The organism is Kocuria sp. ZOR0020 (assembly GCF_000800955.1).
Taxonomy (GTDB): Bacteria; Actinomycetota; Actinomycetes; order Actinomycetales; family Micrococcaceae; genus Kocuria; species Kocuria subflava.
In genome coordinates, this window is sequence record NZ_JROX01000015.1 from 1 (window position 1) to 13,366 (window position 13,366).

Sequence of the window (13,366 nt, forward strand, 5' to 3'; positions counted from 1 at the left end):
CACGTAGATCGCCTGCATGGAGGTGATCGAGTGGCCACGGGTGGAGGTGATGCGCTCCTGGAGCACACCCATCTCATCCGCCAGGGTTGGCTGGTAGCCCACGGCCGAGGGGATACGGCCCAGCAGCGTCGAAACCTCGGAACCGGCCTGGGTGAAGCGGAAGATGTTGTCGATGAACAGCAGCACGTCCTGGTTCTGGACGTCGCGGAAGTACTCCGCCATGGTCAGACCGGTCAGGGCGATGCGCAGACGCGTGCCAGGCGGCTCATCCATCTGGCCGAACACCAACGCGGTGTCCTTGAGCACGCCGGCCTCTTCCATTTCCACCCAGAGGTCGTTGCCCTCACGGGTACGCTCACCCACCCCTGCGAACACGGACGTACCGCCGAAGTTACGGGCCACACGGGTGATCATCTCCTGGATCAGGACGGTCTTGCCCACGCCGGCGCCACCGAACAGACCGATCTTTCCGCCCTTGATGTAGGGGGTCAGAAGGTCGATGGACTTGATGCCGGTCTCCAGCATCTCCGTGGAGCCCTCCAGCTCCGCAAAGCCGGGAGCGGTGCGGTGGATCGGCCAGCGGTCCTTGATCTCCAGCTGCTCGGTGTCCACGTCCAGGGCCTCACCCACAACGTTGAAGATGTGGCCCTTGACGACGTCGCCGACTGGAACGGAGATCGGAGCGCCGGTGTCCTGGACCTCGGTGCCGCGAACCAGACCATCGGTGAGCTGCAGGGAGATCGCACGCACCAGGTTGTCACCCAGGTGCTGGGCGGTCTCCAGGTAGATGGTCTTCTGCTCGCCCTCGAAGTTCAGCTCGGTGGTCAGAGCGTTGTAGATGTCGGGCATCTGGTTCTCGGGGAACTCGATGTCCACAACGGAACCCTTGACGCGCGCGACGCGGCCAATGGCACCAGCGGCAGGCTGGGTTGCCTGCTGCTCGTTGATGGTGGCAGTCATGTCTCTCACTTCACTTTTCGTGGGTGGCGGGTGTGGATGGGGCGCTGTCCGCGCAATACCTGGGTCAGAGGGCCTCGGAAGCCGACACGATTTCCGTCAGCTCGGTGGTGACCTCAGCCTGACGCGCGTTGTTCATCAAGCGGGTGTACTTGCGGATCAGGTCATCCGCGTTGTCACCGGCCGACTTCATGGCGCGCTGACGTGAGGCCAGTTCGGAGGCGGCAGCCTGGCACAGGCAAGAGTAGATCCGGGCCCGGAAGTAACGCGGCAGTGCCTTGTCCAGGAACTCTTCAGCGTTGGGCTCGAACTCGAACTCCTGGGAGTTGGTTTCGATCTCCCCGTAACCCTTGGTGATGTCATCACCCAGGGCGTTGGCGTCCACGACCTCAAGGGGCAGCAGGCGCAGCACCTTGGGTTCCTGGGTCACCATGGAGTGAAAACGCGTGTAGACCAGGTGGATCTCGTCGATCCCGCCGTCCTGGTGGTCCTTGGTGAAGGCTTCCAGGAGCACATCAGCGATTTCGTGGGCACGATCGCTGCTGGCGTTGTCGGTCTCGCCTTCCCAGAATGCGTCGTACTCACGACCACGGAAGTCGAAGTACTGCTTGGCCTTACGGCCCACCAGGTAGATCTTCACCTCGCGGCCGTCTCCGTGCAGCATCTCCAGCAGGCCTTCGGCCTTCTTGAGGACGTTGGCCGAGTAGGAACCGGCCAGTCCTCGGTCGGAGCTGAAGACGACGACGGCGGAGCGACGCACGTCATCCGAACTGCGCAGGAACGGGTGGTCCCCGGAGGTCTGAGTGACAACCTGTGACAGAAGACGGGTCAGTGCGTTGGCGTACGGCGAGGCCGAGTTGATCCTCTGCCGGGCCTTGTTGATGCGCGAAGTCGCGATCATCTCCATGGCCTTGAAGATCTTCTTCATCGACTCCGTGGAGGAGATCTTGTTCCGGTAAACCCGGATCTGCGCTCCCATGTAGCTTCCTTTCGTTACCGTCCGGGTGCCGGTTCAGGGCACCCGGACGGAGACTTCACGATTCGCGGATCGCTCAGCGGCTGGCGGAGGAGCCACCGGTGGACAGCTGTTCCTGGGCGACATCGCCCGAATCCAGCGCCTGGTGCTCTTCATGGCCCGGTGCGTGGTTGTCCCGGTTGTGGCCGCGGAAGTCGCGCTTGACCTCAGCAACGGCGGTTTCCAGGGCGTCCACAGTGTCGTCCTCGAGCTTGCCGGTGGAGGCGATCGAGTCCATCACGTTGGTGGTCCGGCGCACCTGGTCCAGCAGAGCGGCCTCGAAGTCCAGGACGTCAGCAACCTCGATGTCATCCAGGTGGCCCTTGGTGCCGGCCCAGATGGAGACAACCTGTTCCTCGACCGCGTACGGGTTGTACTGCTTCTGACGCAGCAGCTCGGTCAGACGAGCACCGCGGGTCAGCTGCTGACGGGAAGCGGCATCCAGGTCGGAGGCGAACATGGCGAACGCCTGCATGGACCGGTAGGAAGCCAGTTCCAGCTTCAGCGTGCCGGAGACCTTTTTCATGGCCTTGATCTGAGCGGCACCACCCACGCGGGACACGGAGATGCCCACGTCAACGGCGGGGCGCTGGTCAGCGTTGAACAGATCCGACTGCAGGAAGATCTGACCGTCGGTGATGGAGATCACGTTGGTCGGGATGAAGGCCGAGACGTCGTTGGCCTTGGTCTCCACGATCGGCAAACCGGTCATGGAGCCGGCGCCAAGATCATCGGAGAGCTTGGCGCAACGCTCCAGCAGGCGGGAGTGCAGGTAGAACACGTCACCCGGGTAGGCCTCACGTCCCGGAGGACGGCGCAGCAGCAAGGAGGTGGCGCGGTAGGCCTCTGCCTGCTTGGAGAGGTCATCAAAGATGATCAGCACGTGCTTGCCGCCGTACATCCAGTGCTGGCCGATGGCCGAACCGGCGTAGGGGGCCAGGTACTTCACACCGGCCGAGTCGGAGGCGGAGGCAGCCACGATGGTGGTGTACTCCAAGGCGCCGTTGTCCTCAAGCGTCTTGCGCACGGAGGCAATGGTGGAGGCCTTCTGACCGATGGCCACGTAGATGCAGCGAACCTGCTTCTGCGGATCCCCGGTCTCCCAGTTGGAACGCTGGTTCAGGATGGTGTCCACAGCGATCGCGGTCTTACCGGTCTGGCGGTCGCCAATGATCAGCTGACGCTGGCCACGGCCGATCGGGATCATGGCGTCGATCGCCTTCAGACCGGTCTGCAGCGGCTCGTGAACCGACTTACGCATGGTCACGCCCGGTGCCTGCAGCTCCAGCGCACGGCGGCCTTCGGCCTCAATGGGGCCGAGGTCGTCGATCGGCTGCCCCAGGGTGTCCACGACACGGCCCAGGAAGCCATCACCGACGGGCACGGAGAGGATCTCACCGGTGCGCTCGACGGTCTGGCCTTCTTCGATCTCCTGGAAGTCACCCAGAACCACGACGCCGAGGTCGCGGGTGTCCAGGTCCTGTGCCAGACCGAGCACGCCGTTCTCAAAACGGAGCAGCTCGTTGGCCATCACGGAGGGCAGGCCCTCCACGCGGGCGATCCCGTCGGCAGCGGAAATGACGCGGCCAACTTCCTTGCGTTCGGTGTTACCGGGGTCGTAGGAGGCTGCAAACTCTTGTAGCGCGCTACGGACCTCATCGGCATTGATGGTCACTTCGGCCATCTCGTGTCCCTGCTTCCTGGTCGGTGATCATCGTGCCGATGACCAACTCATTCGTCTGGTGGACTCTGGGGGCTGTGCCGCCCCGCGTGTCCGGTGCTGTGGTGGCTCAGGCTCCGAGCTTGAGCTGCAGTTCGTTGAGGCGAGTTGCCACTGAACCGTCAATCACTTCATCACCCACGGTGATGCGCAATCCGCCCACCAAGGAGCGGTTCAGGTCCGTGACAACTTTCAGATCCCGGCCGTAGATCCGTCCCAGAGAGGAACACAAGCGCTCCACCTGGTTCTGATCCAGCTCGACCGGAGTGACCACACGGGCGATCCAACGATCCCGCTGGGCTGCCAAGTGGTCTGCAAATGTGCCCAACAACCTCTGCGGCGAGGCACCGCGTGGGTTGGTCACGGCCTGCTCCACCAGCAAGCGGCCTTCTTCACTCAACGAGGGAGCAATGCGGTCCAGAAGGCGCAGCTTGGCTTCATTGGAGGCTCGTGCATCCGTGAACGCCCGCTGCAGTTCAGCATCGGAGTCCAACAGCGCCTGGGCGAAGAGGACATCGTCCACGACGTTGTCCAAGCCCTGGGCACCTGCACGGTTCTCAGCAGCCGAACCGGCCAAGAGAACGCCAGCTGCTTCCAGTCCGTCGGCCAGACCACCTTCACCGCTCCAGCGCTGACGCACCAGAGCCTCAAGCACCTCGCAGGCTTCGCGGGAGGTGTGTCCTTCGAAGATCCGCCAGGCCAGGGCCACGCGCTGATCATCGGAGTGAGCCGGATCGGTCAGGGCCCGGCGGAGGCTGCCCTGCTCGTCGAGCACGGCAGCGATCCCGAACACGTCACGAGCCAGGTGCGGCTGAGCCGAGCCGGTCCAGCGCTCGAGCACGCGTGACAGGTTGACCTGGTTTCCGTCGGATCCTGCGGCCGTCACGCTTGTGCACCTGCATCGGTCGGAGTCTGCTCAAGGTCGGAGAGGAACCGGTCCACCACGCGCCGCGAACGGTCGTCGTCGGACAGGGACTCCCCCACGATCTTGGAGGACAGCTGGATGGCCAAGGTGCCGACCTCATTGCGCAAGGACGCCACAGCGGCAGTGCGCTCAGCAGCGATTGCGGTGTGAGCGTTCTCGGTGATGCGAGCCGACTCCACGTTGGCGCGGTCCTTGAAGTCAGCCAGGATCTTCTCGCCTTCGGTGCGAGCCTCCTCGCGGATCCTCTGGGCTTCGAGGCGAGCGGATTCCAGCTGCTGGTTGTACTCGTCACGGGCCTTGTCCGCTTCTGCCTGCGCAGCTTCGGCCTTGGCCAGGCCACCCTCGATCGCTTCCGTGCGCTCCGCGTAGGTGCGCTCGAACATGGGCACGATCCACTTGATCGCGGCGAACAGCAGCAAGGCGAAGCCGATCGTGGTGATCAGCATTTCCCAGCCGTTGGGGAACAGCGGGTTTTCGCTGGCTGCCATGATGTTTGTGGTCATGGACGGTTTTCCTGTTCTCTATGACTGACCTGGTCCGACCTTCCCGTGAGGAAAGATCAGAGCAGAGCCAGCACGAAGCCCAGGATGGCCAGGGCCTCGACCACGGCAAAGCCCATGAACAGCATGGGCTGGATGATGCGCTGGGTCTCGGGCTGACGGGACACGGCCTGCATGTAGGCGGCGAAGATCAGACCCACGCCGATGCCACCGCCGATGGCTGCGAGACCGTAACCGATGACGGAGAGGGAACCGGTGATGTCCATTCTTGGTGTTTCCTTTCGTACTGCCCTGTGCGGGCGGTGTGCCACGAATGGCGGTTGACGTTTCGGAGAAGTTCTCCGTAGGTCGATCCAGCTTGCACCGGACCAAAACTAGTGGGGCCGTGGGGCCGAGGGGTCAGTGGCCTTCCTGCAGGGCACCGTCAACGTAGACGGCGAACAGCAGGGTGAAGATGTAGGCCTGCAGGACCTGGATCAGGATCTCCAGAAAGTAAATGAAGATGCCCAGAAACAGTGCGCCAGCACCACCGAGGATGCCGCCGATGCCACCGACATCGGTGATCAAGAAGCCCAAGAGGGAGGCAGCAACCATGATGGCCATGTGACCCGCGAACATGGTGGCGAACACACGCAGCGCGTGGGTGACCGGACGGATGATCAAGTTGGAGATGAACTCGATCGGGATCAGGAAGACGTAGAGCACCTTGGGAACGTCCGGCGGCATGGTCATCTTGGCCATGAAGTGCCCAAGACCATGACGCTTGACGCCGACACCGACCCAGGCAACGTAAGCAATGATGGCCAAGACGTAGGCCGAGCCGGGGTGGGACAACGTGGGCAACTGCAGAACGGGGATGGACCCGAACAGGTTGTTGACCAGGATGAAGAAGAAGAAGCTGAACAGCAGCGGCAGCCAGGGCCGGAACTCCTTCTCACCGATGATGTCGCGGCCCAAGGAGTTGCGCACGAATCCGTAGCCGACTTCACCCAGGTACTGGCCCTTGGAGGGAACCAGCGCTTGCTTGCGAATGGCCCACATGAAGAAGCCCACGATCAGAATGACCGACAGGAAGATCAGCACCGTGTGCTTGGCGAATTCGAAGGAGCCGATCTCGAAGAACGGCGGGAGGTGCATGTCCGAAACGCTGGGAGCCTGGAAGCCTTGTCCCTCAAGAACTGGGGCGACGATCAATGGCGGTCCTTTCTGCTTCCATCCGCGCAGTCACGACTCAAGGCCATGATCATTTGTCTGCGGGGCGGTTTCGGGCGTCATCACCGGCTGCTGAACCATCATTGGTTCCCAGTCCGGCTTGCAGGTGGAGGTAGGCGAGGGTCACCCCGGCTGCAAGGCCGACGCCCGCTCCGAGCAGGACAAGCCACTGCGTCCCCACCAGGTAATCCAGCAGGAACCCTACCAGACTCCAGAAGGCCGTCCCAATCACCAGGTAGGCCAAGATCCCCAGCGCGCCGCGGTTTCCACCGGCTTCCACCAGCTCTCCCACAGTGCTCAAACTGCGTCTGCGCCGCCCAGTCTGCGGGTTCTCACCCGTGGGGATCGCATCAGTTTCGGATGACCTGGGCTGCGGGTTGTGGGCAGAACTCATGACATCTGATCCTTTGCTGTCTCGGATGTGCTCTTGGACGCCCTGGCTGTGGCCTGGACGTCGAAAATGGGGAGACGAGTGCGGCGTGCCGCGTAGGCCACACCGGTGAGCCAAGCGCACAGCTGCCCCACCGTGGCAGCACCCACCCAGGGAGCTTCAAGGCCCTGCGGCGCAGGCGCGGCGAACAGGATGATGGCCCCAGCGAACACCAGACCCACGTAAAGAATCAACATGACCATGGCCGCCAGTGCCGGTGGGTACCGGGAGGCCCACCACAGAGCCACCAGGGACACCGCAAAAACAAACACCACCACCGCGGTACCCACCGCCACGCTTGCTGCAGCGGCCGATCCGTCCACCAACCACGCAGTGCCGAGCACTACAGCTGCCACGGTCACCCCCAGCAGCAGGGACACCCGCAGCATCCTGGCCCAAACATTGCCCGGCAACATTTTTCGCCCGGTGTGCGACCGGCTCATGCCGCGGATGCCTGGGGGTTGTCACCGGAGACCACGGTGCGGCGTCGTGCACGGCCCAGCAGCCATGGCAGTGCCAGGTACAGCACCAGAATCAGGATGACCAGGATCCCAGCCAACAGCACGGCCACACCCGTGAGCTGCAGGCCCAGAAGGGAAACCACGGAGACCAACACCGTGGTCAGTGCCACCACCGCCGAGGACTGGACGTGGGTCAGACCCACGTCTGTCAGACGCTGATAGGCGTGCTGGCGATGCGGCCGCCACCAGGCCTCCCCCGCTCGGTATCGTCGCAGCAGGGTCCAAGAGGTGTCCGCCAGGTAGACGGAGAGCGGCGGCAGAAGGTACTCCACGTACACCCCGGCCAGAAATGCCGCCACCGCTATCAAGATGATGGATCCGCCCAACAGATAGGACCCAACATCCCCCAGAAACACTGCCCCGCGGCTGAGGTTCCAGGGCAGGAACCCGGCAAAGGCAAAGGCCACCACCAGACCGGCAATTATCATCCAGGTCAGGTCATTGGAGGCTCCGGCCCAGGCGTAGAGCAGACCGACCACCAGTCCGTGCAGCCCGGAAATCCCGTTGATGCCGTCCATGAAGTTGGCCACGTTGACGTAAACCACCACGGCCCCGGTGCACACCACCCACCACAGCAGGCTGGTCTCCAGGGTCCAGATCAGGAGGGCTGAGCACACCCCACCCACCAGAGCCTGAATCAGGAGTCGGACACGTACGGAGACACCCTTGAAGTCTTCGGCCCACCCCAGTGCAGCGCAAGCCGCTGTTCCGGCCAGCACGATCAGAGCAACGGACCGGTCCGTGTAGACCGCACCCGTGGCCAGTCCCGCGGCCTGGACCGTGATGACCGAACCGGCCACCGCCAGACCCATGCCGCGGATCACGGTGCGGGTGTGTGAGGAACGTTCGTTGGGGATGTCCACCACCCCCCAACGCGTCAGCAGCGGCTTGACCACAAAAGGCAGCGCAACGCTGAGCACCAGGGCGGCGGCCCCGAAAGTCACTGCCAAGACCAGCAGGTGCTGGAGCTCCTCCACTGTGGGGATGGATCCCGGGTCCACGGAAAGAACGCTGGGTCCGTCTGTCATGACGCCTGGCCCTCCGCATTCTCGGCCCGGTGCCTCGAGGTACCGTGGCCGCTGGTCCCCTGGTCCGTAGCCTCTTGGTCATCAGGCCGCTGAACCGCGCGGTGCTCCCCTGGCCCCTGCCCCTTGCTCGCGGTTGATCCGCCGCCCTGCTGCCGCTTGGGAATCTCCCGCGCACCATGGAACTGGGTCAGGGCGGGCTGCGTGGAGGGTCCCACCACGGGAATGGCGCCCGTCAGGGTCATCCCACCGCGTTCTTTCCAGACGTGGCGATCAAGGTTGGACGGGCTCAAGGCTCGCACCTGGGCGTGGGAGATCTTGGGGTGGAACGGCCGGGCATCGGACTCGTCCATGCCGATCAGGTCCTCGTGCAGCTTCTCCCCCGGCCGAAGCCCGGTGATCACGATCTCGATCCCTTCCTGACCGGAGAGCGAACGCAGCCGCTTGGCCACATCCAGAATGCGAACCGGCTCCCCCATGTCCAGGATCAGCACCTCACCACCACTGGCAATGGCCCCTGCCTGCACCACCAGCTGACAGGCCTCCGGGATGGTCATGAAGTATCGGGTGGCGTCCTCGTGCGTGACCGTGATGGGGCCGCCCTGGCGGATCTGCTCCGTGAACAGCGGCAGCATGGAGCCACGGGAACCAAAGACATTGCCGAACCGGACCGAGGCGTAACGCTTGCCGGTTTCGCGCGCCATCCACGCCGTCAGCTTCTCCGCCACCCGCTTGGAATGCCCCAGCGCAGTGGTGGGATTGGCGGCCTTGTCCGTGGACACGTTCACAAAAACATCGACGTCGGCTGCGCGGGCTGCCGCCAAGACGTTCAACGTTCCCAGGACATTGGTCTTCCAAGCCTCGTCCGGATAGGTCTCCAGCAGGGAGACGTGCTTGAGGGCGGCTGCGTGGAAGACCACCTGGGGGCGTCGTCGTTCAAAAATGGTGGCCAGGTTCTGGGCGTCGCGGATGTCTGCCAGCACAGTGTCCTGGCCGTCCAACAGTCCCCGGCCCGTGATGGAGATCTGGGTGGCCTGCAGATTGGTTTCGTCCCGGTCCAACATCATCAGCTCGGCCGGGTCGAAGGCCAGCAGCTGCCTGCACAGTTCGGACCCGATCGAACCGCCGGCACCGGTCACCAACACGCGTTTGCCCGTGATGTAGTCGGCAATGCCGGCGGCGTCGATGTCGACCGGTATCCGGCCGATCAGATCCTCCAGGCTGATGTCCCGGATGTCCACGCTGGTGCCCGATCCCGTCAGCATGTCCCGCACCGGAGGCACAGTCATCACGCGGGTGTTGGTGCCGGCAACGACGTCGGACACCCGCTGCATCAGTTTGGAGGAGGCATTGGACTGCGCCACCAGCAAGATGCTGGAACGGGTCTGCGCAAGGACTGCGGGAGCATCTGCAATGGTGCCCAGGACCGGGACCGAGGAGACTCGTAGGTGCTTCTTGGAGGGGTCATCGTCCAGCAGGGCCACCGGCAGGTACTCCGAATCCGGGTCCTGCATCATGCGCTGCACAATGAAGGTCCCGGACTGACCTGCGCCGTAGATGACCACATGCTGCGCGTTGGCCTGTGGTTTGGAGGTGGACTCCTGGTACATCCGCTTGAGGTAGCGGAAGGCCGCCATGAACAGTGCTGCGAACGGGAAGGCGATCAGGGCCACGGACCGTGGAATGCCGATGGTGCTGCCGGCCACCAACAGCACGATCTGCAAAATGGCGGTCACGATCAAGGTGACCACGATCAACAGCTTGCCTTCATCAAAACTGCCGTAGGAATAACGCCCGCGATACAGGGCAAATGAATAGCCCACGGCAATCTGAGCCACCACGGCAATCAGGCACGCTGCCAGGAGGCTGGAAACGTTGATGAACTGGATGCTCAGTTCATAACGCAGCACCAAGGCAACGCCCATGGCCGCGATCCAGGCCACGGAGTCCAGCATCATCTGGATCCACAACCAGGCGGTGGGACGTTCGGACTCCGAACCACCACGAGCCGAGGTGGTGCCGGATCTCACCTGCGGTTGGGACCCGGTGGCAGGACCCGCAGAGTCACGTCCGTGCGGAGTCGTCATGCGGGGGTCCTTCCGTGAACAGGGTTTCAGACATGATCACAAATCATGTCACCCGTGTGGGCCAAGATGTGGATCTTGCAGATCCAAGCGCTTCAGATGCCTGCCGTCCGAACGCAGGTCGGTGGCTGCTCTCCGGGGCGGGTATGCCCTCAAGCGGTTGTTGAATCGCCGCCGACGGAGTTGGGGTAGCCACTGACCATGTTGCGGTAAGCACGTGTGCGCGCAGCCCGTGGGACAAAGCGATACCCGCCACGGACCACCACATTGCGTGCCCATTCTAGGAAATTCAGGTAGCCGCTGCCCCGCAACCGGGCCTGCAACTGCATCTCTGCCTGGAAAACCGCCAGTCCCCCGCGGCGCTGATAGGCCCCACCGGAAACCCGGTAACCCACCAGGGGCTCGGCGATGTTTCTGATGTCCGCCCCGGCTTTGAGCAGTCGGACCCACAACCAGTAGTCCTCCGCCAACGGCACGTACTCGTAACCGCCCGCGCCGTTGACTGCATCCCTGCGCATCACAACGGTGGGATGTGACACCGGATTACGCAGTTTGGCAATACGCCGGATCTCATGCGCGCCAACAGGTGCCTCACGGCGTGCCAAGACCCGGGATTCGTCGTCGCCGATTTCATTCATGCCAGCACCCACCACATCGGCACCGGCCTCGATCAGCGGCAGCTGACGGGCAAAGCGATGCGGGTAGGAGACGTCATCGGCATCGGCGCGCGCCACGATGTTGTGACGGCATTGCCTCAAACCCAGCCGCAGCGCATGGGTGAGGCCTGCATTGGTCTCCAGATCCAGTCGGACGACGGCGATCGGCGGGTTGGCCTGTTCCAGTCGCCGGGTGAGTGTCTCCAGTTCCTGCTGTAGCTCCGGGGCAACCGGCCCGTCACGCACAATCACCACCTGGGCCGGGGGCCTGGCCTGTTCCAAGGTGGAGGAGATCAAGGCCCGGTAAAACCTCTCCGGAGTGTCCCCGTGATAGACCGGCATCAACAGCGAGAACGCGGTGCCTTCCGGCAACACGGCAGGCACGGGATCCGCGCTCTGCTGGTCCCGGGTGAGAGTCCACAGCTGGTCCAGCACCTCGGCATTGCTGCGCGGCGGGCGCAGTGCGTCACGGACGCCGGTCAAGAAACGCCCCGCAAGAGTGCGACGGTCCTGTGAAGACTTGAGGGTGCGCAGCCACAGCCGTGCAGTGGCACCCCCATAGAGCACCTTCTCCCAAGGAGCCAGGGATGCGGAACGGGTGAAGACCCACAGCTTGTTGCGGACGTCGTTGTAGAACCGGGGACCGGGGTCGGCATCCGTGTTGCCCGGCTGCTTGGTGTGGTGCATGACGGTGGAAGCCGGTACTTGGATGGCATCAGACCAGCGGGCAAGGCGCGTGGAGAACTCGAAGTCGTCATTCCAGATGAAGTAATCGGCAATGGGCAGACCCGAAGCCCGGACGGCATCCCCGTCCATGAGCAAGGAAACAAATGATCCCGATCGGATGCTGCGCCCACCCACAGCCGCCGCACGCTGCTTGCGTCCCGGACCCGCTCCAATGCGTTCGATCATGGAGTTCATGGGGTGTTCCGAGCCATCGGTCCACAACACGGTGCTGGCCACAAAAGCCGGGCGGCGTGCCCCCTTGGGGTCATACGACCGCCAGGCGTGGACAGCAGCACTCAGGGTTTCTCTCAAGGGTTCGGTGTCGTCATCCATGACCCAGATCAGATCAGCCTGCAACTGGTTGGCGGCCCGGTCGATACCCACGGTGAACCCGCCGGCCCCGCCCACGTTGCGGTTCAACTCCACCAGTTCAATGGTGGTTTCAGATCCTGTGGCGGCGTGCTCTGCAGCGAATGCCTTGATGAAGGGCACCGAATCGTCCGTGGAGGCGTTGTCCACCACAACAACGGTCTGTGGCACCATGGAACCTGCCAGGATTCCGCGCAAGGTGGATTCCAACAATGTGCGTCGGTTGTAACTGACCACAACGGCAGTCACCCGCGGTTCAGGCCTCACGACCACGCCCCATCCAGTTGTCCCTTGAGAAGATCATCCTCCGATCGGCCCTGCAACGGGCACACGGGTACCTGATGCGTCATGCAGAGTCGGAACTGCTGAGATTAGCACCCGGTCATGGGCGCCTTCTTGAGGTTCACGTCATCTGGTTCTCTGTACGATGTTGCGGTGGGCATCTGCATTTGCCCAGCCCGACCGAGAGGAGAAGGTCTGTGACGTCCAGAGCATGGCGTGTGGTGGGATCCACGGGGTTCGTGGGTTCCGCGGTGACCCGGCAACTGCGAGCGCAGGGTCACACCGTCCAAGCTGTATCGGCTCCCAGGCTCTCCAGCGGCGCCCGAACCGTACATCATCTGCTGGGCCGGGCCAAGGACCTGGAGTCCGTGATCGACTATCTGGCCGACTCCTTTGCCGGAGCAGATGTTGTGGTCAACGCCGCGGGTATCGCCACACCTGACGGCACCGATCAGGATGCCCTGGTGGGCGCCAACGCCATGCTTCCCGTGTTGATCCTGGCGGCAGCTGAGCGCACCGGAGTCAAACGTGTGGTGCACATCAGCTCGGCCGCGGTTCAAGGCAAGACCCCGTATCTGGACGAGTCTGCGCGGACTTCTCCCTTCTCCCCGTATTCGTTCTCCAAGGCCTTGGGCGAATCCGCGCTGCAGCGCATGGCCGCTCGCGAGGACCGACCTGCACGCCCCGAACTGGTGATTCTGCGTGCCACATCCGTCCAGGGTCCGACCCGCGGCACCACCAAGCGCTTGGCTGCCTTTGCATCTTCCCCGCTGTGTTCGGTGGCCGGCGATGGCAGCGCTCACACGCCGGTGACCTCCATTGATGCCTTGGCTGAGTTCACGGTCACCGTGGGTACCCACAAGGATTCCGTGCCCCAGATCGTGCTGCTGCCCTGGGAAGGTGCCACGGCAGCTTCCCTTCTGCGCGACGCCGGCCGCCGCCAC

Annotated in this window: 13 protein-coding genes; 1 reads left to right on the forward strand and 12 read right to left on the reverse strand. The window is 63.5% G+C overall.

Going from position 1 to position 13,366, the window contains the following annotated elements:
• The 12 genes from atpD to L979_RS01245 form a co-directional block, all read right to left on the reverse strand.
• Positions 1 to 960, reverse strand: a 960-nt coding sequence (atpD, locus tag L979_RS01190) for a F0F1 ATP synthase subunit beta (protein ID WP_047688254.1), incomplete at its 3' end; no start/stop codon positions are given.
• A 64-nt stretch (positions 961 to 1,024) separates the two neighbouring features.
• Complete coding sequence (locus L979_RS01195) at positions 1,025 to 1,936, reverse strand: F0F1 ATP synthase subunit gamma (protein WP_047688256.1); 912 nt, start codon at positions 1,934 to 1,936, stop codon at positions 1,025 to 1,027.
• Positions 1,937 to 2,009: 73 nt separating this feature from the next.
• The gene (gene atpA, locus L979_RS01200; RefSeq protein WP_047688258.1) at positions 2,010 to 3,656 is read right to left on the reverse strand and encodes a F0F1 ATP synthase subunit alpha; all 1,647 of its coding nucleotides are present in this window, start codon (positions 3,654 to 3,656) and stop codon (positions 2,010 to 2,012) included.
• A gap of 106 nt (positions 3,657 to 3,762) precedes the next feature.
• Complete coding sequence (locus L979_RS01205) at positions 3,763 to 4,578, reverse strand: F0F1 ATP synthase subunit delta (RefSeq protein ID WP_052209303.1); 816 nt, start codon at positions 4,576 to 4,578, stop codon at positions 3,763 to 3,765.
• Positions 4,575 to 5,120, reverse strand: coding sequence for a F0F1 ATP synthase subunit B (locus L979_RS01210; protein ID WP_047688259.1), 546 nt, complete (start codon positions 5,118 to 5,120; stop codon positions 4,575 to 4,577). The genes L979_RS01205 and L979_RS01210 overlap by 4 nt, the downstream gene beginning before the upstream one ends.
• 56 nt (positions 5,121 to 5,176) lie before the next feature.
• Positions 5,177 to 5,383 (reverse strand): ATP synthase subunit C, encoded by a 207-nt coding sequence (locus L979_RS01215; protein ID WP_047688260.1) that lies wholly within the window; start codon positions 5,381 to 5,383, stop codon positions 5,177 to 5,179.
• A gap of 133 nt (positions 5,384 to 5,516) precedes the next feature.
• Positions 5,517 to 6,254 carry a F0F1 ATP synthase subunit A gene (gene atpB / locus L979_RS01220; RefSeq protein WP_052209304.1) on the reverse strand — a complete coding sequence of 246 codons (738 nt, stop codon included), beginning with the start codon at positions 6,252 to 6,254 and terminating at the stop codon, positions 5,517 to 5,519.
• Between the two features lie 106 nt (positions 6,255 to 6,360).
• On the reverse strand, positions 6,361 to 6,723 hold the full coding sequence (locus tag L979_RS01225; RefSeq protein ID WP_189587271.1) for a hypothetical protein: 363 nt from the start codon (positions 6,721 to 6,723) through the stop codon (positions 6,361 to 6,363).
• Positions 6,720 to 7,202, reverse strand: coding sequence for a hypothetical protein (locus tag L979_RS01230; RefSeq protein WP_156125282.1), 483 nt, complete (start codon positions 7,200 to 7,202; stop codon positions 6,720 to 6,722). The genes L979_RS01225 and L979_RS01230 overlap by 4 nt, the downstream gene beginning before the upstream one ends.
• The gene (locus L979_RS01235) at positions 7,199 to 8,308 is read right to left on the reverse strand and encodes a glycosyltransferase family 4 protein (RefSeq protein ID WP_081993520.1); all 1,110 of its coding nucleotides are present in this window, start codon (positions 8,306 to 8,308) and stop codon (positions 7,199 to 7,201) included. Before L979_RS01235 ends, L979_RS01230 begins: the two co-directional genes overlap by 4 nt.
• A complete protein-coding gene (locus L979_RS01240; protein ID WP_081993522.1) occupies positions 8,305 to 10,392 on the reverse strand; it encodes a nucleoside-diphosphate sugar epimerase/dehydratase in 2,088 nt (695 codons plus the stop codon). The genes L979_RS01235 and L979_RS01240 overlap by 4 nt, the downstream gene beginning before the upstream one ends.
• 149 nt (positions 10,393 to 10,541) lie before the next feature.
• A complete protein-coding gene (locus L979_RS01245) occupies positions 10,542 to 12,407 on the reverse strand; it encodes a glycosyltransferase (RefSeq protein WP_156125283.1) in 1,866 nt (621 codons plus the stop codon).
• Positions 12,408 to 12,619: 212 nt separating this feature from the next.
• Here L979_RS01245 and L979_RS01250 point away from each other — a divergent pair.
• Positions 12,620 to 13,366 (forward strand): NAD(P)-dependent oxidoreductase (locus tag L979_RS01250; protein ID WP_047688277.1); only part of this gene is annotated, 747 nt, incomplete at its 3' end.